This is a genomic window from Tenacibaculum litopenaei (assembly GCF_964514025.1).
In the GTDB taxonomy this organism is placed as follows: domain Bacteria; phylum Bacteroidota; class Bacteroidia; order Flavobacteriales; family Flavobacteriaceae; genus Polaribacter; species Polaribacter litopenaei.
In genome coordinates this window covers 586252-609592 of sequence record NZ_CAZEQT010000001.1, presented here as the reverse complement: position 1 = coordinate 609592, position 23341 = coordinate 586252, and the positions used below count along the sequence as shown (strand labels likewise).

Sequence of the window (23341 nt, the reverse complement as noted above, 5' to 3'; positions counted from 1 at the left end):
TTTAAAAAAACTGAGACTTAGTGTCTTTTTCTGTACTTAAGAGTGATTTCTTTTACGTTACCAGCCGAATCGGTTAACGTTGCTTTATTATCACAAGAACCATCTCCGAAGTCTAAGGTATAGTCATTTCCTCCTTTAGAAATTTCCACTACTCCACTCACGATGTACTTACATGCGTACTCTCTTCTCAAGTCTGTTGTAATTGTTGCTTTTACTTCAGATCCATCTTTCTTTACTGACTCCCAAAATCCAGAGATCATTACGACATCGTCACCTCTATCATCCGTATCAGCACCTGCGATCTTTTCTTTTGTTTTCTCTCCTTTTTTAACAATCACCTCTCCAGAATCAAAGGTTACCGTAATGTCTACCGTATGCGTACGTTCTGGATTTCCGTTGGCATTTTCACGTACTTTTGATACTGACTTTCCACCTTCTACAGCATTTCCATTCACTGAAAAATTATCAAAACGCACGGTTTTAGAGAACGATCCTGTATCTTTTACATAGGTAATAATTATTTTTCCTGCGTACACGCGTCCTTTTCGGCCTTCACATCCTGTTCCGAAATCTAAGGTTACAATTTTTCCTGTGGCAGTATCCTCTACTGTTCTGGTTAAACACTGCGGGTGGTTTCCTTGTGAAGAAGTTCCTCTTGCTGATCCTTCACTCAGGGGAGCGTCGTCTTCAATAACATCGTCCACATCCGAAGCAATATCATCGGCCAGGACAACATTCAACGCTTCTTCAGTAGTTAATACATCACTTACTAAATCATCTGTATCGTTGGTGTTACAAGAAGCAAAAGCTAATAAACCTACACTCAAAAGGAATAAAACGTTTCTTTTAACAAATCTTAAGGTCATAATTTCTAATTTTTAAAAGTTAATCAGTTCTTTGACCTCAGCAGTTGTAAAAAGTTTTAAAAAAGTGCTATTTTTTTTATTTTTTATAGAACCCCATGTCGTCTATATACTTCCAAACCCCAGAAGAAATAAGGGGTCGAACGTTTTTATTTTCTTTGATTCCCTTTCGTACTGAAGTAGAAGAAATTTGTACTATTGGGGCATCAACACGGTGAATTTTAGGGTGATTATGAAACTGATGTTCTACCCTACCTTCAGAAATTCGCGGATACACATACACGTTGTAGTCTTGCAATATGGTTTCGTAATTTTTCCATTTGTGGAAGCCTTTCAAGTTATCTTCTCCCATAATTATACTAAACTCATACTTGGGATATTTCTCTGAAATATGCGCTAAGGTATTGATGGTATAATTAGGTTGCGGCAATCGGAATTCGATATCAGAAGGTTGAATTTTATCGAAATGTTGCGTTGCTAGATACACCATTTCCAAACGATGGTGATTATCTAGCAAGCTACTTTTTTTCTTAAAAGGGTTGTGCGGTGTAACCACCATCCAAATTTCATCGAGGTCAGAATACTCTGCCATGTGGTTGGCAATAATTAAATGTCCTACGTGAATTGGGTTAAACGTCCCGAAATACAGCCCTATTTTTTTCATGTGTTCTTAGTTCGATTGTTTAATACCTAGGTAATTATCAACGAGGTCTTCCGCATCTTGTAAGGCTACCTCTAAATCGTAATTTTTTATAATTTGATCAAACTGCGGTGCTGTTGCTAACTCCACAGAGGCTTTCGCTACGCGCATGTTGATTTTGTCTTCACTTTCTTCTCCTCGGTCTTTTAGGCGACGGAGTAGCTCATTAATATCTGGTGGTTTTACAAATACCGCCAGGGTTTGTTCAGGGAATTTTTCTTTGATTCGCAATCCTCCTACCACATCGATATCGAAAATCACGTGCTTCCCTTTTGCCCAAATACGCTCAACCTCGGTTTTTAATGTTCCGTAGAAGTTGTCGCGGTACACTTCTTCCCACTCTAAAAACTCTTCGCTTTTGATTTTGTTTTTAAAGTCTTCCAAACTGATGAAGTAATAGTCAACTCCATCTTTTTCATTGCTTCGTGGGCTGCGAGAAGTCGCTGAAATAGAAAATTCTAAATTAAACCGTTCTTGTGCCAATAAATGGCGTACAATAGTAGTTTTACCCGACCCAGAAGGTGCAGAAAATACGAATAACTTCCCTTGAAAATCTTTCGCCATTCTTATAATACGTTTAAAATTTGTTCCTTAATTTTCTCTAGTTCATCTTTCATTTGGATCACTAACTTTTGCATAGGTGCGTAATTAGCTTTGGATCCGGTTGTATTGATTTCTCTTCCTATTTCTTGCACGATAAACCCGAGTTTTTTTCCATTGGATTCCGGAGTTGCCAACTGCTGTAAAAAGTACTCTAGGTGATTTGTCAAACGCACTTTTTCTTCGTTGATATCCAACTTTTCCAAATAGTAAATCAATTCTTGTTCAAAGCGATTTTCATCGACCTCCACCTTTAAATCAGTCAAGGCTTTTCGCAAGCGTTCTTTAACGTGCTGGATACGATCGCCATCCAAACTATCAATAACTTTTAACGCTTCACGGATATTAAATATTCTGGTTTTAAAGTCTTCCTCCAACGAGGCTGCTTCATCTTTTCTGTACTGTACAATTTCTTCGAGGGCTTTTTCGATACCCGTTTCAATTTCTGCCCACTCTTTTGGATCTAGCTCTTCGCGTTCCGTTTTTAACGCATCTGGCATTTTAATTGCCATGTGCAACAAATCGACATCCTGGCTCGATCCCGTTTGTACGATGTTACGCAGCTGTTCCATATACTCATTTACAACTCCTTTGTTTACAGTAGTACTGGTTTCGTCGGCCGTCATTTCAACAAAAATGGAAAAATCAACCTTACCTCTTACCAATTTGGTGGCCAACCTTTTACGAACACTGAGTTCCTTCTCTTTGTAATACGAAGGTATTCTGGTGTTTAGGTCTAAGTTTTTGCTATTCAACGATTTTATTTCAATCGTTACCTTTTTGGTTGCCAGCTGCAAAACGGCTTTACCGTACCCGGTCATAGAGTGTATCATACTTCCAATTTTATTAGCTGCAAAGATACATTTATTTATGAGTTGATTCAGCTCCTTGTTTCGTTACCAAAAACACTCCAAAAAATATGAGTAAGGTCGCTATAATTTTCACCCAGTTTAAGGAGTCACTCCCTACAAAAAGGGCATAAATGGCGGCGATAACAGGCTGCAAATAGATAAATACACTCACCGTAGTAGGTTTGAGTTTTGACAGCGCAAACAGGTTAAACAAATACGTAATGCAGGTAGTAAAAAGGACAACAAAACCTACTCGTAGGTAAATTCCTGTTGGCATGGTTTGCCAGTTGACTTCTAAAAACTCTTGGATACCAAAGGGCAGTACAAACAAGAAACCGAAGGTATACAGCCATTTTACGAATACCAACGGATGGTATTTTTGTAAGAGGCTTTTAACGACTACCAAATACACTGCATAAGAGGCCGCATTTACGAGCACCAAAAAGTTCCCCAGCATTCTATTTTCGCCGTCGCCACCTCCTTGACTACCGTAAGCAATGAGAATTACAGCTCCGATTAACCCAATGATCACTCCGGCTATTTTTCTCGGAATCATACGTTCTTTGAGTAAGATACTCGAAAAAATCAATACCAATATTGGGGTGGTCACCATCATTACAGAGGCACTAATTGGCGTTGTATAGCTCAATCCTTTAAAAAAGCACAGCATATTTAAGGCTACCCCAAAAAAAGCTGCCATGGCTATTTTTTTATAGTCTGCGCGTTCTATTTTTTGCTTGACAGCAAAAGCATTCAAAAGCCAAAACACCGTGCAAGCCCCTCCTACCCTGAGAAAGATAAACCCGTACGGTTTTACAAAAGTGGGCATTACTTCTTTGGCTACCGTAAAGGTAATACCATAAATCAACGTTGCTATTGAAGTTGCTAGCAACGCTAATACTCTACCATTCATCCTACCTAAAATTTAAAGCTGCAAATATCCGTATATTTTTTACAATCAGCGTTACAATTCACCGTAAAATAAGGGCTGTCAAACTAAAAAAGCACTGCTATTGCAGTGCTTTTTCCCTTGGTTGATTAACTTTTGATTAGTCCACTAAAGGTGGTATTCTTAAAACCTGTCCCGGATAAATTTTGTCTGGGTGACTAAGCATAGGTTTGTTTGCTTCAAAAATAACAGGATATTTCATTGCGTCTCCGTAAAAGGCTTTTGCAATTTTACTCAATGAATCCCCGCTTACTACCGTGTGAAACTGCGCCATTGCTTCTTCTGCAATTTCTTCTACTTCAGCAACGGTCATCGCATCTTCAACAGTTGCAATCCCTTCGGTATTCCCAACAACTAAAACTACTTTTTCTTTGGTTGCTAGGTCTGCAGCTTCTCCGCTTACAGTTGCCTTATCATCATCTACAGTAACTGCTAAATCTGCGACCTCCAATTCAAGGGCCTGTACTGCCGCTACCAATTTGTTCGCTTTTTCAGCAGCTTCTTCTTCCGTTGTTTTTCCGATGCCAAAAACTTTGGCACCTGCATTTTTAATAAATGAAAAAATTCCCATTCGATATAATTTTTTGTAGATTAATACTTTACTGATTGACAAGATACAATTTTTAGTTCAAAAATAACAGGGCAATCAATCTCTTCTCGGAGCTTGTCTCCTCAATTTTTTAGACACCAAAATCTTAAAAAAGTCACAGGTATTGACAGTAAAGCTGGAAGTCTCTCTACACCACGTTTTAGGTACCACCAAAAAACGATCAGGTCAGTAGCCCCTCCCATTCTAAAAACAATCAACCCTACCGCAATACTGATGGAGGGAAGCACAGTAGCTTAAAAAAAAGGACCTATGTTACTATTGGTGACCACCTACCAATGAATATATTGAAAAGAGTGTAAATAACGGTGGCTTTCTAATTGCTAACAGTACCTATATTCGGCAGGAGGTCCCTTATAAACAACAAAACCACAACATCGCTGCTGCGGTTTTATCTATTTTATAATTTAATTTCTATTTGCTTATTGATACTCTCCTCCGATTATAAATCCGAGCAACGAGTTAGTTAATTTTTTTTCCATATTTTTTTATTACATCTTTTAAGGATGAATAAGACATATCTTTGATCAGAATTTGTTTATCACTATTCATGTTTCGTAATAAAATCCATTCAGGGTAATTTGAGTTAAAAGTTACTAAGTTATTATGATAGAAAGATTTATTCAATAAAACGTTTCTTATACTATCAAAATCTCCGTTTACTTTTTCTGTAAAGTAAGCTATTTTAATTCCTTTTTTAGTCGATACTTTGTTAGGGAGTTGTTTTTCAGTATTAAGGAGCCCTTTCTCTAAGTATACCCTATATGATTTATAGTTTTCTAGAGAATCTGTTTTGACTTTTAGCAATAACAAACTTTTATCTTTTTCCTTAAAACTTTTAATAACCATTAATGTTTCTAAGTAATCGTCAATAATATTCTTTATATTATCCTTGTTTTGTTTTTTATCATTTTGACAAGAAAATAATAGTATGCATACTATACAAAACATTGTCTTTCTAATAATCTTTCCAACCATCTATTGCTGCGTTTATATAGTGAGGGTATTTTGGGTTCGTTCCGTTATTTCTCTTTTCACCTGTTTCTGTGTCTAATCCATAATTATCAAGTAAACCTGTAGGGTCAACTCTGAGAATCGGACTATTTTGAACAAAATTAATGGGTATATTAAGTATGATTTTCAACATATAATATCTTTTTAATTACTTCAATAGAAGCCGGATTACTGGGGTTTGGTTTTAAAAAATAATCTCTAACAGTAACGTTAGCACATGATCGAAGAAAAAAATATTAGTAATACTCTTATAAGTTACATCTTTAACTTTTTTAACGTTATGATTTTCTATTGTTACCCTTAATGTTTTAAACATTCCTTTTTGCTAAACATTAAAAACTTTCATATTTCCTCTTTAATAAAATCACCTCTTCTTATTCCAGATATTTTAATTTCTCGCTTCACACAAATAAATTACTTTATTTACAGCAGAAAGGTAGTTTTTTACCCGCTCCTGCTGGCCCATATTGGCAGACCTACTACCATTATATTTTTAGTTACGAGAATCTTTTGATGCTCTCATAGCACACGTCGTGCCAGCTGAGGAATTAATTATTTATAAGAGTTTTAAAAACTCCTTTTGTAATCGTGTTTTTTTTATCAAACACAAAAAGAATTTTTATTGATTTACCCAATTTCAACAAGGAATCACTATAGTCATCAAGACTTAATTCTACTATTAAAAAATTACTAAATACCTTTGAAAAATGGATTTTTACACTATTCTTATTCTCAGGAAATAAATTTTTATAATCATGATCTTCAGGCTCAAAAAAATTATTACTGTAAAAATCACTCGTATCAAACTTTTCATTTTTTTCCAGATATTCTTCAAAAACATCGATACCTATAAAAAGTACTTTATTAGCAACTTCATAAGTTAAGTAACAATTATCAATCAATTTATCTCTAAAAACATTTCTAATCTCGTCTCTAATTTCCTTATTATTCTGTAAATAAATTATTGCTTTTAAAAACTTAGAATTTTCTTTTTCATCTTGGCTGTAGCTTATTTTTAGAAAACCAAGAAAGCAAATTAGTAGTAAAAATATTTTTTTCATAACTTTCATATTTTGGATAGTTCGGCAGTTCAATACGATCAATATTGGAAGTTTCATTGGAGATAATTACCCAATGTTTATGATATAACTTCGCATCAAAAGTATTTCCAAAGAATAAAATAGTATCTGCTAACAGTTCTTCTATATCTGGTCGTGAACGGTATTACCCCTCAAAAATTAGTATGCCTATTGAGGCTTGTTAAGAGTATTAAACATTAGCCCATAACTTTTTGTGTTATCATTAATAGTAAATTCAAATATGTCTCCCTTTTTTAATTTCATTATTATTTCTTCTTAACATTTTTTTACTCTAAACTCGCTAATTCTAAGCTGTCCGATTTAAGGGGAGGAGGTCAGATTTCTTCTTTAACAGTTGCTTTACCTAAAGCATTATCTAAATTTAATTGTAAAGCCTTCAGATGCCATTCCAACGACATATTTACCTCTTAAAAAAACAAATAGCATCAAAAATCAATTTATTCACGCAATTCAAAATAAATATCAATTAGGCTTTTAGCTATTTTATTGGATTGGACACAGTGCGTATAAAAACTATTTGAGATATCTATACTCGCACTTTTTACACTAAAAAAAACTTTAATAAACGAATGAGCATTTTTAATACAATCTGATTTTGAGATACTAACTTGCTCTATTTTATCTATTAAGCGATCAACTTTAATACTTTTCTTTTTAGATAAAAGACTTATTTGTTTATCACTATTTAATTCTGTTTTATAATTAGTTTTCAAAACCTTATACCTATGATCATCTTTCCAAATAATTAAAACTTTCCCTGAATTATCATAGTAAGTAATAATATTGTTAAGAACTTTCATATTTAAAGAACTTAGTTCCTTCTTAAGAAATTTCTCCCCGATGATACTATCTTTTACCTGTCTATTTTGACCATTAACAATACCACTTAACATTGTAAGTAGGCATATTAAAACTAATTTCATTTTCATTTGAACACCAATTTATTGTTGAAATAACTTTATTCAATGCGTTTGTTTGATTTAATTGCTGAGAAGCTCCATGAACTTGATTCCAGGTTAAAGGAATTCGAGTTGTTCCTCAACAACTCCTACCATCTCTTTAAACCCCAGAGTTCCCTGTCGTCACTCTACTACGTAAATTTATTAATTGCACAGCATTTAAAAACGAACTACCTCTATTAAACCTTGTTAAACCATCCCTTAACAATTCATGTACTAGGAATTCCCTTGATACAGCAATTCTATTTGATTCATTTACTCCTGTACTATTATCTATGTCTGGTTTATAGCCATACTTGACCTATATCCAAACCTAGTAAAAATTACAATAAAACTACTGCCCTAAACAACAAAAAATGAACCTAAGTCCATCTTTTTGATTATTTAATCTATCAATTTATTGTTTCTGCTCAACCACACGATACAATCGTGAGTGAGCAGGGGGCATTATAAATGACTTTTTAACTTTTCCTTTCTTTTCAACTTCTCTTTAAATATCAATTAGCAGAGGCAAACCTATTTCAGAACAAGACACTCGTCGTGACACTACCTATATTCGACTACCAAATCCCCCCAAGGTTTTCGGTTCTCTCTAATTAATAGGCTTCCACAATTACACTCTTTATATTCAATTGATATCGGAAGGTCATTTTTCTTAATTGGTTGATAATATAAATATTTAGATGAATCAAGCTTGTTTTCTATTAATTTCGCATAAGAAGAAGCTATTTTCCATTTATATCCATTAGATTCATTCCAACAAACAGAAAAACCATCTCCTAAACGATCTACTTCTGATAAATCAAGTAATAGATAATCATCGTTTGGAATTTTATGATGAGTACCATTCATAATGTATCTTTTATCTCCCTTAGTAATGATAGTAACTAACTGCGATTTATCCTTTGGACTTATCTCTATGTGTTGCCATTTTTCTTGTGGTTTATTTTTCTTACAAGAATTTAACGTAAAGATTAATATAATTAATAATAAAAATTTACTGTACACTTTATTAGTTTTAGAGTTTTTATTTTATCGTGATTCAACTTCGTAATGTTTAATTACAACCCCTACAAGTTTTTACTGATTCTCTCCAAGCTCTAAATTTTTGAGCATCCTGTTTCTTTATTTAAAATCCTTTTTTAAAACCTATTTCTTGCGCTTTGGAACTTACAGGAGGTTCTTTTCCTCCATGTAATTGTTCAAACATATATATAGCTACAGGTTTAGGAACTCCATTTCTAATAGCTACTATACCAGCTGCCATATTTCCAAAATCTCTTGCTGAAGCCATTTTACCATCGTTTGTCATACTTCCTCTAGTTCTATGAACTAATGCTTCTTTACCTGTCGATCCAACTTTAAGATTCCTCGATTTAAAATCATATTTTTGATTTAATTTAGCATTGTCCTTATAATTGAAAAGATTAGGATCTCCTTCAACAATTTCATCATCTATAAAATCCTGACCTTCTGTACTACTAGTATCAATAATAGCACCTTCAACAGCGTTGTTTTTTTCATCTACAAAAGAATGTGTGGTAAGAGATTCTCCTATTTTCGTTCCATCCTCCAGAACAACATCTGTTTTTCCATCGTCTACCCAGGCAGTTACTTCGTATTTGCCATCCCCTATATCTTTTACAATAGTTGTTTCTGGCCCCATCCCTGTAGGATCAATAAACTTTAAAGGACTGTTATAAACAAAATTGTAAGGAGACCATTCATAATAGTCCTCAGCTAAAGGATCAACATTCATCCACCTACCTAAACTAGCATCATAATTTCTTGCTCCGAAGTCATGCCATTCTATTCCTAACTCATCGTTTAACTCTTTACCATTATACCCAAACTTCTGTGCAGTGCTATTTCCTAGAGAATTTGTTACACTATTATATCCTTTATGTTTTAAACCAAAGGGATAGTAATTAGATTACCTCACCGCTCTTTATTTATTTTGGTATTCGATGATTCTCCTTTGTCGATTTCTTCAATAATTTCAGAAGAATAGTGACCCGACTCCATAACATTCTAGTTACTGTCTTGGCTAATGTTACACCTATAGCATCCTAGCTGTATATATCAAAACGTGTTTGGCAATACTTGACATATCCAAACCGAGCAAAACCACTTCCCTATAAAACTAAAAGGTATACTTGAGTACATCTTCTTGGTTGTTTTAAATATTGATTTAACATCATCTATTCTCACTTAAGCACTCAGAAGAATTCGTATGGGAGCTAAGAGAGCTCATTACATTAGTCTATTCTTTTTAGATATTCTTTATACTTTTTCCTGATCTGTCTTTTTTTGTTTGAATATTTCCTCTTTTTTTTCTTTTTATATATATCTACATAAGCCGCACTATCTTTAGGTATAATCAATAGCTCCTTTTTACTCTTTCTCTCAAGAAAATAAATGTAATAATGATATAAACTTTTGAGATATTTTTTCTTATCTCTTTTACTCAAATCTTTAATATTCAAAACTTCATCAAAAAGACTTTCTTTTATGGAGCTAATATTGTAAAGAGTAAACTTTTGTTGACTTTTTAACAAGAAATAATTTCCAAAATAAAGAGGGTCTGTTTTGACAACATAAACCCCATTTTCGCTTTCATTTGTTAAATCTTCATTACTTACAATGTCATTAATAACAATAGACTCTGATTTTAATTGAGGGGCACTAATTTTCTTTCTTAAAAAAATAGATTTCACCTTTTCTCTAACTTCATTAACTTCAACAGAATTGAAGCTATTTTGACTGTAACTATAACTACAAAATATTATAAATAATAAGGTTAATGTTAATTCTCTCATGGTTTAGCCCTTTTTGTTTCTTCTTTTAATTCGTTCATTTAAAATTGTATTACCAACCTTAGTTGTTTTTTTTCATAAGCTTTCTATTTGCTTTCGTAGTTTGTTCTATTTCATGACCTATAGTTTGAGCTGTAAAATCATTACTATCTACTCATCATAAATTAGAACTCCTCCTTTATTCACTCCATATCCCTCCAATATTGAGGAGCCATCCCATCAGGATCTATAAAATAGATAGTATTATTAAAAGCGTAATTATATGGGCTATGCCTTCTCATTTGTTCAGCTAATGGATCCAAATTCATCCACCTTCCCAGAGAAGCATCATAATTCCTTGCTCTAAAATCATGCTATTGGATTCCTGACCTCCTCCTACTCAACCATACGATACAATCGTTCGGGAGTGGGGAGCGCTTTTCTTCTATTTGAGCTGGAAATGAGGTACATCCGAGCAGTTTGGAAGTGAGTTTTTTATCGAACATACCCTTCTTTTAAAAATAACGTATCAGAAATACCACTAGATGTAATTAAGAAATTCTTCATTTCTGGTGAATAAATTTCTTTTTCCAAAAGAATATTATTTCCTTCACCCAATTTAAATTTCCCTATTATTTCTTTTTTATTACCACATAATGAATAAACAGTTACAATACTCCCCTCTAAGATTCTAACAATCGTACACCAATCTTTTAACAAAACTACACTCTTACTTTCAATTGAAAAAAGAGTATCGAAGTTATCATCTGACAAGTTTACATAATGCTCTATTAAAGCATTATAGGCTGTTCCATTATGCATTCTTTGCCTAATAATTAACATTTTTTTCTTATCCAAGTCAATAAGAGATATCAATTCTCCATCTAATAATTTGTTTTTAAACCCAGATTCACTTTCTTCTAACCATTTAATATTAATTTTTTTATTTAAAATTTTAATTGTTTTTACGCTTTTTTTGAAAGTATGAAGCTCTATAATTCCATTATCTCCATAACATTTATAAAAGAAAACATCTGTTTTATTATTCAATTTCAAAAGGAATAATTTATGTTTATTAATATTGTCAACACCATATTCAGAATTTATTTGTTTTATTGTATGTAATATATCTTCCGGTATAAGTAGTACTGTTTTTTTGGAATTATTAAAACTTAAACTATCCTTATCTAACATATAAATAGTTTTCTCTTTGTTTTGTGAACTACATGAAAACACAACAATAAAAAGTAATAAACTTATATATTTCATATATCTATTTTTTTCTTTAGGTATTATTTCGTAAAAAATTATTTAAATCTCTCCTTTTCGTGCATCTCCTCTTCCAGAATTGTAAAATGATCCGTATGATACTACTGCCTTTCGATTCCAATATTTAGTGGAAATACCAGTATGTTTAGCATCTGGAGAATCTGCTGAAAAGAAAAACTTAACATTTTCATTACCAGAAACTCCTTCAGAAGCCTCTGGCAAATTCTCTTTTAAACCATAGGTTACTAAACTTTTCTCTATGTTATCACTAGCTTTAGTGATCATCTGTAAAAAGGCTGAATCATTACAATTTTCATAAATGTAATCAATATCAGCTCTAGCTTGTAGAAGATTTTGAGTTTTTTCAGCACTCCAATTAGCTGGATTTTATAAATAGGACGCTGATGGTTTCTCCCCAAGATACTCTGCTTACAGTATTAATAATTTTACTATTGGCTGTTGTATAGTTTAAAGGTTTATTTTTTAAAGGCTCGACTGGTAGTGACACAGGTTCTGTATTTTGATGATCTGGCTATTGATTAAAAGTGATCCCTTCAAGACCTCCAAGCTCTATTTTCCAAATTGGACTGTTATGAGCCAATTGATAAGTAGATATTTTATAAAAATCTTCACTTATTGGATCAGCCCCAAAGAACCTAGCTATTTCAGGTATATAATTTCTATATCTAAAAGTTAACCAACTCAATCATAACTTCTTATCGATTCCCTATCCTTGATACGATTAAAATCATTCTCGGTTCCAACAATTACGTTGTTGTATCCCTTATGTTTTAAGCCAAAGGATAGTAATTAGATTACCTCACCGCTCTTTATTTATTTTGGTATTCAATGATTCTCCTTTGTCGATTTCTTCAATAATTTCAGAAGAAGGAGTAACCGGACTCCATAACATTCTAGTTACTGTCTTGGCTAATGTTACACCTGTAGCATCCTAGCTGTATATATCAAAACGTGTTTGGCAATACTTGACCTATATCCAAACCTAGTAAAAATTACAGTAAAACTACTGCCCTAAACAACAAAAAATGAACCTAAGTCCATCTTTTTGATTATTTAATCTATCAATTTATTGTTTTTGCTCAACCACATGATACAATCATGCGGAAATGGGGTGAACTAAAACAGAATAGTTCTCGCACACAAGATTCTAAGGTGTAGGACAAACCAGCATAACCTATAATGATAGTTTCTTTAATCTGGTTTGTGCCTTAGACTATTTGAACCATGTCCTCATAGAAAAAGGGGCTAGGTTGCTTAGTTGTTAATGATACTCTAAATCAATAATTATTTTTGGGTAAGTAAATAAGTACAAAAGAGAAACGCCCACTTAAAAAGTGAGCGTTTAATAAGAAAAATATGATAATTTTGAAATTACCTATTAATCATTGAAAATTTAGTGAGACCATACTTTTCATAATTTTCAGAATATTCCTTAACATCATCATATGTTTTAATCCTTTTTAAAATCACTTTTATATTACTCTTAAACTGATTTGGTTCTTTAGTTTCACTTTCCGTAGCGTAAACTATTAACCCATTATCATCTTTTTTGTAATAGATATCACTAGAATAAAAAGTATATACTTCTTCCTTCTTTAAATCTTCTTTGTTATTTAATTTATATGATGATAGTATTATTTCTTCGTGATTTCCTCCAAGACCCCATGCTTTACCATAAAGATATAAGTTGCCATTGGGAAAATTAAGGGTTACTTCATTTACTTGCTCTTTCCATACACTATTCTTCTCTTCCTTACAAGAATATAGAGAGGTTATCAAAGCTATAATTAGCATGGTTATAAAATTGTTTTTCATCATTCATTCTTTTATTGTGAACTAAAACGTTAATTGCAAAGAAGTTATTATTTTTTGCAACATATATCACTTTATAGTAAACTGATGAGTTGCCTTTAACAGGTTTGTAGCCTATTTTTTCTGCTTCTTTATAGGTTAAACCCAAATCGTCTATATTAAAAATACGATTGCTATTTCTAGTACTTCATGAATATATTATCATGCAGAAAACTATTATTAAAATTCTCATAATTTCAATTTTTGGTATTTTGGTAATTACATCCCCTTTAAATATTCCTTGAGGAGGGTGTGTTTTAGCATTCTTCAATCCTCTCGATTTAACCATTTTCACATGTCTTTTTGAGAAATTTCTACAATTAAGCAGTTCTAACTTGAGAAAGCTTATACTCTTGCTTGTCACGAGCAAAAAGATGCTCGCGCTAGCGGGGCGCTATTGGTTTCAAATCCGCGCTATCGGTTACTTAACACTAGTTATTAAAAGTGTAGGTAACATATAAATAATTTTGATCTAATACTTTCAAAACTTTACATGTATAGAATCTATTAATCAACTTATTTTTACAAGAGAAGGAATAACTATTTTTATCGTCTGAAAAATCATTAAATTCTGTTAATGTAAATCCTTTTTTTCTAAAAAAAATCTTGAATATTGTTTCTATCAAAATTTGCGATTTTGATTTTCCATGTTTTAGAATATATAACATCTGAATTTGTATTCATTTCCAACTGAACAATTGTATCATGTTTTCTCTTCTCCATAATCAATAAATCAACATCTTGCATTTTAGTAAAACCTTGTTTCTTTAATGACTCAAAACTTGTTTTCCGATTTGCTTCTTCTATATCAAATAAATCTGTACTAACATTAGTTTTACAGCTATACATGAATAATAAAAAAAACATCAACATTGAATATAAATAACTTCTCATCTATTTTTTATTTTTAATAATACATCCTTGTTACTATTAATTGAATTATTTTTATTTTGAAACCCATCATGCTCTCCACCTGTTTTAAGCTTATAATAGAATCAAAGTATATTAACACTTCCTTCTATATTGCCAAAAGGATGAATATGTCTTAATAACTCAAGCAATGTTACTCTACCTATCGTATGTTTTCTAGAATTTGGCGTATAAAGACTTAGTTTATTAGAAATTTTCACCAAATTTGGTTTTAAAGCATATCCTCCTTTCCAATCAGATAAAAAACCATTTGGAGTATCGTATGGTACTCCATAATTTAAATATCCAGGACCTTTATCTGATATTATATCTAATTTAACATCACTATTAGAATAAATAACATCGTATAAGTATATCTATCTGTACTCCGATCAATTATCCTATTTAAATTTCAGATTGAAAATCTAAGTTATATTATTTATCATTTTTTCACATAGTACAACCCCACTAAATCTTCTGTTATGTAAGGGCCAAAAACATTTTCTTCCGTACATATTTGAGTATTTTTATCAAGAAAAAAACAAGGGTCAGACGAACTATAGCCTGTTAAAGGATTATCATCTTGTTGCCTAAAGTTTTTTAGGCTTAAAAGGTAATTTTTCCCAATTTCTAACTTTTCTTCAGTTTCTGCACTTAATTCTTTCTTACTAATGATCTTATAAGAATTCTTATTTTTTAAACCATAAATTAGGTAATAAGAATTAGTACTATCAATTTTACTAATAATAAAATTACCTGTTATTAATTTAATAGCCTTTCCATTTTTCAATACTTTCTTATGGCCAGTACAATTAGTTTTTGTTAATGTCATTAACATTAAGATGAATATATATCTAAACATAATTTCTAATTTTCTTTTGGTACTGTATGGAATACTTGTCAAGAGTTAGCTGTAGAGTATTTTAATTTAACTGGTCTAAAGTTACTATTTCCTCTAAAAACTTCAACACCACTTGAGTTATAAAAATGCCCGTAAATTTTTCCAGATTGTGGTACAACACTATCATGAGCTCTCCTATTTACACTATTTGGATTACTAGCATCGGTAGGTGTTACTTTTCCAACTGATTTTCCACTATTTTGTGATAATTTACCTCCTTTGTATGATTCTGTGACCTCATGTAAAGTTGTTTGCCCAGGTCTACTGATTATTTTATCCATTTTACCTAGGGCTACTGGATTTATCTCTTGATTAGTACTAACTTTATTTACTGTACTATTTCCATCAATTTCTAAGGACACAGGAGGAGGTCACTAGTACTGCATGAATACATTAACATGCAGGAAACTATTATCAAAATTCTCATAAATAATATGTGATTTTAGCAATTATTATTTTTTCTTCTACGCGAACATAAAAGTACTCATTTTCAATTCATATCAAAGTTCATTTTACTCAAGAGCAACATGATTATCTTCTTGTTCAAGTCATTAGTAGTTTTCTCCTTAAAAAATGCAATGCTTGTTAAAAAATTGCTTTTACTTTTTAAGCGAAAAAAAATCTTTATTGATTTTACACCAAGGTTTAATTTTAGCTCTCTTACCTGTCAACTCATCCGCTATTCTAATCACTATAAACAGCCCATTTTTGAGGTATTCTAACCACTATAAAACACCATCCCAAACTCAATTAGGACGGTATTTACAATAATTAATCAAAGATTATCAACTATAACTTGAAGGATTAGGCTAGTATAAACCATCAGACTTTGAATTCAGAAATTTAGCAATTCCCTCCAGCTCACTTTCTGGGTAACTATCCAATACAATTCTACTCAACCAATAAATACTAACTTTGACCTCCATGGCTAATTCATCTTCCAATTCTGTTAGTAATTTTATAGCCTTTATCAGGGCTTGTTGCATATAACTTAACTCAAATACATCTACTATCGGTAATTTTATAAACTGCTGTTGTGTAATCGGGTCCTTATGCATTATACTCGCATATCGATGGGTGAATTCTTCTATTTTCATTTTTTTACGTTTCAAGGGTATAGAGCCCGTTGTAGCTCCTCTTCTTACAGACCTAACGGGCCTATGAATGATACTTTTAATTTTTTACGTTATACGGTTATAAGGAAAAATATCATTTACATATCCGGTTATGGTCCTCTTATAGTTCTTAGTTTTTTCATAGCTATTTTACTTAGCATTTGTTGCACCCCCTTACCTCCTAACCAAGTGCCAAATACCTATTGATAGGGACTCCTGTGGGACGGCTTTGTAAAACTAGCTAGTATAGCTACCACGGACAACAGCGATGTAATCAAGGCACGTATCTATGTAGTACCGGTAAATTAAAACAAAGAACTCCGATCCATTTTCTCCTCCTTTCAATTACACAGGTATGGCAGTGTATTAAACTGCTCTTAACAACAAAACACGTCGAAAGGAAGGTAGTTTGTTAAGTACCTCACCATCGGAAGGCTTTTTCAATGAATCGTAACTAAAAACAAAAAGACCGCAAATTTGCGGTCTTTTTTATGTGCTATTTTTTCAAAATATTATTCTTCAAAAGAATTCCATCCCTGTGCTTTTAATGCAATTTCCTGATTGGCTCTGGTCACTAAATTCATTCCAGCTGCCGCTTCCGTAATGTGCCCTATCACACTTAAATTCGGATTCCCTTTAATCTTATCAAAGTCATTAATACTTACCGTAAACAACAATTCGTAGTCTTCACCTCCACTCAAAGCGACCATAGTAGAATCGATATTGAACTCCTCACAAGTTCCAATCACCTGAGGGTCTAAGGGTAATTTTTCTTCGTAAATTTTACATCCAGTATTGCTCTGCTTACAAATATGCATGATTTCTGACGACAATCCGTCTGAAATATCAATCATTGCGGTCGGTTGTACTTCCAAATCGCGTAATAATTTCGGAATATCTTTTCTGGCTTCCGGTTTTAATTGACGCTCTATCAAATATGAATATTGATCCAAGTCTGGTTGGTTGGTCGGATTTACCTGGAATACTTGCTTTTCTCTTTCTAGTACTTGCAATCCTAAATAAGCTCCTCCTAAATCACCAGAAACCACGATTAAGTCTGTTGCTTTGGCTCCATCTCTGTATACGAGCTCCTCCTTCTTAGCCTTTCCTATCGCCGTAATTGACAAGAGCATCCCTTTAGTCGATGAAGTTGTATCTCCACCAATCAAATCAACTTTATAGGTAGCACAAGCCAACTGAATTCCAGCGTACAACTCTTCCAATGCTTCCAATGGAAATCTGTTAGACACAGCTAAAGATACCGTAATTTGTTCCGCCTCTGCATTCATCGCATACACATCCGACAGGTTCACCATGACAGCCTTGTACCCCAAGTGCTTTAACGGCATATAACTCAAATCGAAATGCACTCCTTCTACTAACAAATCTGTAGTGATAACCGTTTGTTTTTCACTGGCATCAATCACCGCAGCATCATCACCAACAGCCTTTACGGTTGTGCTGTGTGTTACCTCAAAATGCTTGGTTAAATGTTCAATTAATCCAAACTCTCCCAACTGTGACAACGATGTCTTTTCTTGATTTTTATCTTCTAACATGTTGCAAAGATACTGTGACTGATTGACATAGCACAAACTATCCTTACGAAGTTTTTAGACACTAATTTTATCATATTTTAGGGTTTTTACTCTTATAACTGTTAAATTACCAAAGACTAACCGCTAATTTTCATAAATTAGCACGATTCCCTAATTTATAGTATATGATTAAAAAATTACACTATTCTCTCGCCATCACATTTTTCACCGTCAGTTTGGGCTGGGCTCAAACGGCATGTTCTGGAGGAAAAGCAGGGGCTTACCCTTGTAAAGATTACGATTTAATGTCGAACCTTCCTGTTGCTACCTTAGCCAATAGTAATTTGAGTGCCAACGGTAGTGCCCCAGAAGGAAGTGATGTTTGGGGTTGGACAGACCCAACCACCAATAAAGAATACGCCATTGCTGCAATGACTAACAGTACGGCATTTGTAGATATTTCTGACCCTGTCAACCCCGTGTTTCTAGGTCGATTGGATTCCAATGCGGGAAATAATTTTTGGCGAGATGTCAAAGTTTATAATAACCACGCCTTTATCGTTGCCGACAATACCGGAAATCACGGAATGCAAGTTTTCGATTTAACGCGCCTTCGCGGTGTGAGCACCCCGCAAACATTTACCGCCGACCAGGTATTTACCGATGTGAGCAGCTGCCATAACATCGTTATCAATGAGGCGAAAGGAATTGCCTATTTAGTAGGTTGTAGGGCTACCAATGGAGGTGGACCTATTTTTGTAGACATCTCTGACCCAAAAAATCCTAAGAATTTGGGTGATTACAAAGGAGCAGGGTACTCACACGATGCCCAAGTGGTGACCTACAAAGGACCTGATGCTGCGTATACCAACAAAGAAATTTACATCGGAAGTAACGAAAATGAAATTGTAGTTCTCGATGTTACAGACAAAACAAACGTCAAAAAAATATCGGCCATTAACTACTCGCAAATTGGCTATACCCACCAAGGGTGGTTTACTGATGACCACCGCTATTTTATTTTGGGTGATGAAACCGATGAACGAAATTTTGGTATGAACACAAGAACCTTGGTATTTGATTTAGCCGACCTTGACAATCCTAAACTTTCTTCAACTTACTTTGGGCCTACCAAAGCCATTGATCACAATGGGTATGTTAAAGGCAAGGATTTTTTTATGGCAAGTTACCGTGCAGGAATGCGCGTATTGGATTTAACAAACATCAGTGCGAGCACCAATGCCATGACGGAGAAAGCTTATTTTGACACCTTCCCTGCCGATGACAACGCCGGTTTTGCGGGAGCTTGGAGTGTTTATCCATATTTTCCTAGCGGGAATATTATTATCAACGATATCCAACGCGGATTGTTTGTGGTGAGAAAAAGTGGTACACTTTCGACGGACAGCGTAACTAAAAATACGGTAAGCTACCAGTTAAGTCCTAACCCAACTCAAAGCAATCCAACCATCACCACGGTTAACGGCACTATTAAATCGGTAGTCGTTTATACTATTTTAGGAAAAAAAGTGTTTTCAAGTAACGGCCTGTCTACTACCCGCTTTGAAATTCCAATGGCAGCTTATGCTAAGGGAATTTACCTCGTGCGTATCAACGGGAGTATCTCGAAAAAGTTAATCGTACAATAATTACACTTTTGATAAAAAAAACACTTCTTTATACGAGTCTGATTTGCCTGTTTGCCTGCGGTAAAGAAGGCATTACGTTACCACCTAGTTTCAAAGGTGAAACAGCCTTTGTCAAAACTTTTGGCGGAAGCCTTAACGACGTAGCGCATTCAGTAGTCGCCACCGCTGACGGAGGCTATGCCATTGCCGGCTATACCCAAAGTAACGATTTTGATTTACAAGGAAAAAGCAACACGAGTTTTGATTTCCTAGTTTTAAAATACGATGCTAACGATGCACTCGTTTGGAAAAAAACCTATGGTGGCTCTAATGACGACCGAGCACAACAACTCATCAATACCAGTGATGGTGGCCTCGCCGTTATTGGTTATACGAAAAGTAATGACGGAGATGTAACCCGAAATGCAGGAGATCGCGATTATTGGATCGTCAAACTGGACAGCAACGGCAATCTGAGTTGGCAACAATCTTTTGGCTATTTAGGCCGAGATTTTGGCACCTGTGTGACCGAGACCAAAGACGGTGGTTTTTTGATTGCCGGAGAGTTAGACGTCACCTCTTCAGGAGGGCAAGGAAATTCTAAATCGAGCAGAACACTTCATGCTGGCGGTGATTTTTGGGCCATTAAACTCAATAAATCGGGCACCAAGGAATGGAGTAAATACTACGGTGGGAGTTTTAGCGATACCCCCTACGGCGTGGTAGAAATGCCCAATGGGAACTTTATTATTACCGGAACTTCTGACAGCAGTGATGTCGACATTACGGATAACAAAGGAACCTATGATGTATGGGCCGTGCAAATTACCAGCAAAGGAACACTCGTATGGCGAAAAAACTTCGGTGGAAGTGAAATTGACGAAGCCAAAGGAATTATCGCCACTCCCGATCAACACTACATGCTCATCGGAAACACCCGAAGTAGTGACAAAGACATACAAGCCAACAAAGGAGGTGCCGATTTGTGGTTGCTAAAAATAGACTCCCAAGGAACTAAGGTTTGGGAACAAACACTTGGCGGCAGTAGTTTTGATGTTGGCAATGCAATTCGTACATTCGACACAGCTAATTTTTTACTAGCCGGAAGCTCCCGTAGCGCTGACAACGGACTCACCAATCGAGGACAAAACGACGCTTGGATCGTTCAAATCGATGCTACCGGAAAAATCCAATGGCAAAAAACAATTGGCGGCAGTGATATCGACTTTTGCTACGACGCCACAGTCCTAAACAACGGGCGTGTCATTGCGGTCGGTGAAAGCACCAGCAAAAATGGAGACATCCCTGGCAACAAAGGATTCTCTGACGTACTTATAATTAAATTACAATAATATCAATGAAACAATTAACGCTTTTACTACTTGGACTCATCTTATTTTCGTGTACTTCTGACAGTGATGAACCTGTGAAAGAAGTCAGTTTAAGTTTGGCTTTTGCTCATAACTGGGATGGAACCAGCGTTACAAAAGATGAATTTAACAAACTGGACTATACCAATAAAAAAGGAACCAAAATGAGTATTACGAAACTCAGGTATCTTATTTCCAGAATAAAATTGACCGACAGCGCCAACAATGTTATCGAATTTGATGGCTATAAGCTGGTGGATCTAAGCGATAATGCAACCCTAAGTCACCGACTTACCAAATTGGTAAAGGAAGGCGCCTACAAGCTTAGCTGTACGTTTGGTTTTAGCAATGCCGACAACAAAGACGGGGTATATCAAGATTTGAATTCTGCAAATTGGAATGTACCATCACAGCTCACCGGTGGGTATCACTATATGCAATTGGAAGGAAAATTCAAAAATACCAGTTTAGTAGAGCTAGGTTATTCGTACCACGCTATCAAAGCCTATAATCCTACTACCAAAGTATCAAAGGATACCTCTTTTGAAATTGATTTAGGAACCATTACGCTAAAGGGAGATGCCACAGCAACGATCAATATGAACATTGCTGAGTGGTTTAAAAACCCGAACGAATGGGATTTAGAAACGAAAAACAGTGGTTTAATGATGAACTACGACGCACAAATCCAAATGTCAGACAACGGAAAATCCGGAGTTTTTAGCCTTGGAGGTGTACAACAATAAAAATTTATGATACGAAAACTGAGTGTACTTTTTATACTACTTTTTATTGGCTGTTCCTCAAAAAATGAAGAACAGCCGTACACTCCAGTACCCGTAAACTTAGCCATTCCTACACTTTTTAAGCAGAAGCTCGTAGCTCCTGTAATTCCCAGCTCAAACCCGTTGACAGAAGAAGGCATCGCCTTGGGAAAAAAATTGTTTTTTGATCCTATACTATCCAAAAATGAACAGCAGTCTTGTGCCAGCTGTCATGCGCCTAAACAAAGTTTTACCGACGGAAAACAATTTAGTCTTGGAGTAGACGGTTTGTCAGGAACTAGAAATGGCATGCCTTTATTTAACCTCGCTTGGAATTACAACGAACGTTTTGCTTGGGACGGTAAAGAGTTAAGTCTCGAGCGCCAGGCACTTGAACCGGTACAAAACCCCAAAGAAATGCACAGTAATTGGGACGAGGTACTTAAAAAGTTACAAAATCACGGACAGTACCCCAACTTATTTAAACGGGCTTTCGGCACCGACAATATTACCAGAGAACAAGTTACCAAAGCTTTAGCGCAGTTTGAGCGCACGCTTATTTCTGCCAACTCAAAATTTGACAAGTACCTCCTTGGAAAAGCGCAACTAACACCACAGGAGCGCAACGGCTTTAACGTATTTATGGACGAAAACCGAGGTGATTGCTTTCACTGTCACGGCAGTAATAACAATCCTCTTTGGACCGATAACGAGTTTCATAACAACGGGCTCGACGCCAACTTTACCGACCTCGGTTTGGGCGCAGTGACGGGTGACCCCAACGACAACGGTAAATTCAGAACTCCTTCATTGCGAAACCTCGCCTTTACAGCACCTTATATGCACGACGGACGCTTTGCCACTCTTGAGGCCGTTATTAATCACTACTCAGAAGGACTACAACACTCTGCGACCATCGATCCACTCATGAAACAGGTGGCCAAAGGAGGGGTACAACTCAACGCCCAAGACAAGGCCGACCTCAAAGCATTTTTATTGAGCTTGACCGATAATGACTTCGTAAACAACCCTGATTTCCAACCCTAAATACCACATGTATTGAAAATATTTATCTATAGAATTGATTAAACTTATAAGGCCATAAATGATATTCATTCCAAAAAATGATAAAAATCATATTTTGTCACTATCTTTGCAGTTGATTGAGAAATAATCTATAGATATGATAAAAGTTTCAGACACAGCAAAAAAGAAAGTTGTTGAATTAATGACCGATGACGGTTTTGACGCTACCAACGATTACGTTCGAGTAGGTGTTAAAAGCGGCGGTTGTTCAGGTTTATCATACGACTTAAACTTTGACAAGAATCAGCAAGAAAACGACAAGATTTTTGAGGACAATGGAATCAAAATCGTCGTTGACAAAAAGAGCTTCTTATACCTTGTAGGTACTACTTTAGAGTATTCAGGTGGGTTGAACGGAAAAGGGTTTGTATTCAACAACCCGAACGCCAACAGAACTTGTGGATGCGGAGAAAGCTTTTCTTTATAATTAAACACAGCAAACAGAAGACTT

The 23341-nt window shown here is 34.8% G+C and carries 25 protein-coding genes and 2 pseudogenes; 5 read left to right on the top strand and 22 right to left on the bottom strand.

The genetic code is table 11. The annotated features are described in order from the left end of the window. Window positions 1–17: 17 nt before the first annotated feature. The 22 genes and pseudogenes from ACKTS5_RS02570 to thiL form a co-directional block, all read right to left on the bottom strand. The gene (locus ACKTS5_RS02570; protein WP_408042265.1) at window positions 18–866 is read right to left on the bottom strand and encodes a hypothetical protein; all 849 of its coding nucleotides are present in this window, start codon (window positions 864–866) and stop codon (window positions 18–20) included. A gap of 76 nt (window positions 867–942) precedes the next feature. Next, window positions 943–1527 carry a nicotinate (nicotinamide) nucleotide adenylyltransferase gene (gene nadD / locus ACKTS5_RS02565; protein ID WP_408042264.1) on the bottom strand — a complete coding sequence of 195 codons (585 nt, stop codon included), beginning with the start codon at window positions 1525–1527 and terminating at the stop codon, window positions 943–945. A gap of 6 nt (window positions 1528–1533) precedes the next feature. Next, window positions 1534–2127, bottom strand: coding sequence for a guanylate kinase (gene gmk, locus ACKTS5_RS02560; RefSeq protein WP_408042263.1), 594 nt, complete (start codon window positions 2125–2127; stop codon window positions 1534–1536). A gap of 2 nt (window positions 2128–2129) precedes the next feature. Continuing rightward, complete coding sequence (locus ACKTS5_RS02555) at window positions 2130–2996, bottom strand: YicC/YloC family endoribonuclease (RefSeq protein WP_408042262.1); 867 nt, start codon at window positions 2994–2996, stop codon at window positions 2130–2132. 31 nt (window positions 2997–3027) lie between these two features. Beyond that, a complete protein-coding gene (locus tag ACKTS5_RS02550) occupies window positions 3028–3927 on the bottom strand; it encodes a DMT family transporter (protein ID WP_408042261.1) in 900 nt (299 codons plus the stop codon). Window positions 3928–4063: 136 nt separating this feature from the next. Beyond that, window positions 4064–4534 carry a peptidoglycan-binding protein LysM gene (gene lysM / locus ACKTS5_RS02545; RefSeq protein ID WP_408042260.1) on the bottom strand — a complete coding sequence of 157 codons (471 nt, stop codon included), beginning with the start codon at window positions 4532–4534 and terminating at the stop codon, window positions 4064–4066. Between the two features lie 498 nt (window positions 4535–5032). Next, window positions 5033–5548: a hypothetical protein gene (locus ACKTS5_RS02540; RefSeq protein WP_408042259.1), complete on the bottom strand. Its 516-nt coding sequence runs from the start codon at window positions 5546–5548 to the stop codon at window positions 5033–5035. Next, window positions 5529–5717 carry a hypothetical protein gene (locus ACKTS5_RS02535; protein ID WP_408042258.1) on the bottom strand — a complete coding sequence of 63 codons (189 nt, stop codon included), beginning with the start codon at window positions 5715–5717 and terminating at the stop codon, window positions 5529–5531. Before ACKTS5_RS02535 ends, ACKTS5_RS02540 begins: the two co-directional genes overlap by 20 nt. A gap of 415 nt (window positions 5718–6132) precedes the next feature. Next, the gene (locus ACKTS5_RS02530; RefSeq protein ID WP_408042257.1) at window positions 6133–6645 is read right to left on the bottom strand and encodes a hypothetical protein; all 513 of its coding nucleotides are present in this window, start codon (window positions 6643–6645) and stop codon (window positions 6133–6135) included. Between the two features lie 476 nt (window positions 6646–7121). Beyond that, window positions 7122–7613: a hypothetical protein gene (locus ACKTS5_RS02525; protein ID WP_408042256.1), complete on the bottom strand. Its 492-nt coding sequence runs from the start codon at window positions 7611–7613 to the stop codon at window positions 7122–7124. Between the two features lie 576 nt (window positions 7614–8189). After that, window positions 8190–8651, bottom strand: a complete 462-nt coding sequence (locus tag ACKTS5_RS02520; RefSeq protein WP_408042255.1) for a hypothetical protein — start codon at window positions 8649–8651, stop codon at window positions 8190–8192. Between the two features lie 121 nt (window positions 8652–8772). Next, window positions 8773–9558 (bottom strand): annotated as a pseudogene (locus tag ACKTS5_RS02515) (RHS repeat domain-containing protein); the annotation flags it as partial. Window positions 9559–9901: 343 nt separating this feature from the next. Further along, a complete protein-coding gene (locus ACKTS5_RS02510; RefSeq protein ID WP_408042254.1) occupies window positions 9902–10462 on the bottom strand; it encodes a hypothetical protein in 561 nt (186 codons plus the stop codon). 179 nt (window positions 10463–10641) lie between these two features. Then, window positions 10642–10800: pseudogene (locus ACKTS5_RS02505) on the bottom strand (RHS repeat-associated core domain-containing protein); the annotation flags it as partial. 133 nt (window positions 10801–10933) lie between these two features. Beyond that, window positions 10934–11707: a hypothetical protein gene (locus ACKTS5_RS02500; RefSeq protein WP_408042253.1), complete on the bottom strand. Its 774-nt coding sequence runs from the start codon at window positions 11705–11707 to the stop codon at window positions 10934–10936. 42 nt (window positions 11708–11749) lie between these two features. Beyond that, window positions 11750–11992 (bottom strand): hypothetical protein, encoded by a 243-nt coding sequence (locus tag ACKTS5_RS02495; protein ID WP_408042252.1) that lies wholly within the window; start codon window positions 11990–11992, stop codon window positions 11750–11752. Window positions 11993–13099: 1107 nt separating this feature from the next. After that, a complete protein-coding gene (locus ACKTS5_RS02490) occupies window positions 13100–13546 on the bottom strand; it encodes a hypothetical protein (RefSeq protein ID WP_408042251.1) in 447 nt (148 codons plus the stop codon). 627 nt (window positions 13547–14173) lie between these two features. Then, window positions 14174–14473, bottom strand: a complete 300-nt coding sequence (locus tag ACKTS5_RS02485; protein WP_408042250.1) for a hypothetical protein — start codon at window positions 14471–14473, stop codon at window positions 14174–14176. Between the two features lie 457 nt (window positions 14474–14930). After that, window positions 14931–15350, bottom strand: coding sequence for a hypothetical protein (locus tag ACKTS5_RS02480; protein ID WP_408042249.1), 420 nt, complete (start codon window positions 15348–15350; stop codon window positions 14931–14933). 38 nt (window positions 15351–15388) lie between these two features. Further along, window positions 15389–15751, bottom strand: coding sequence for a hypothetical protein (locus tag ACKTS5_RS02475; RefSeq protein WP_408042248.1), 363 nt, complete (start codon window positions 15749–15751; stop codon window positions 15389–15391). Window positions 15752–16198: 447 nt separating this feature from the next. Next, a complete protein-coding gene (locus tag ACKTS5_RS02470; RefSeq protein WP_408042247.1) occupies window positions 16199–16486 on the bottom strand; it encodes a hypothetical protein in 288 nt (95 codons plus the stop codon). Between the two features lie 530 nt (window positions 16487–17016). Continuing rightward, window positions 17017–18063: a thiamine-phosphate kinase gene (thiL, locus tag ACKTS5_RS02465; RefSeq protein WP_408042246.1), complete on the bottom strand. Its 1047-nt coding sequence runs from the start codon at window positions 18061–18063 to the stop codon at window positions 17017–17019. A gap of 164 nt (window positions 18064–18227) precedes the next feature. Between thiL and ACKTS5_RS02460 the strand changes: the two genes are divergently transcribed. The 5 genes from ACKTS5_RS02460 to ACKTS5_RS02440 all read left to right on the top strand — a co-directional run bounded on the left by ACKTS5_RS02460 (window position 18228) and on the right by ACKTS5_RS02440 (window position 23317). Continuing rightward, window positions 18228–19691, top strand: coding sequence for a choice-of-anchor B family protein (locus tag ACKTS5_RS02460; protein WP_408042245.1), 1464 nt, complete (start codon window positions 18228–18230; stop codon window positions 19689–19691). 8 nt (window positions 19692–19699) lie between these two features. Continuing rightward, a complete protein-coding gene (locus ACKTS5_RS02455) occupies window positions 19700–21022 on the top strand; it encodes a hypothetical protein (RefSeq protein WP_408042244.1) in 1323 nt (440 codons plus the stop codon). 5 nt (window positions 21023–21027) lie between these two features. Next, a complete protein-coding gene (locus ACKTS5_RS02450) occupies window positions 21028–21786 on the top strand; it encodes an MbnP family protein (protein ID WP_408042243.1) in 759 nt (252 codons plus the stop codon). 6 nt (window positions 21787–21792) lie between these two features. Beyond that, complete coding sequence (locus tag ACKTS5_RS02445) at window positions 21793–22851, top strand: cytochrome-c peroxidase (RefSeq protein WP_408042242.1); 1059 nt, start codon at window positions 21793–21795, stop codon at window positions 22849–22851. 136 nt (window positions 22852–22987) lie between these two features. Continuing rightward, the gene (locus ACKTS5_RS02440; RefSeq protein WP_408042241.1) at window positions 22988–23317 is read left to right on the top strand and encodes a HesB/IscA family protein; all 330 of its coding nucleotides are present in this window, start codon (window positions 22988–22990) and stop codon (window positions 23315–23317) included. Window positions 23318–23341 lie beyond the last annotated feature (24 nt).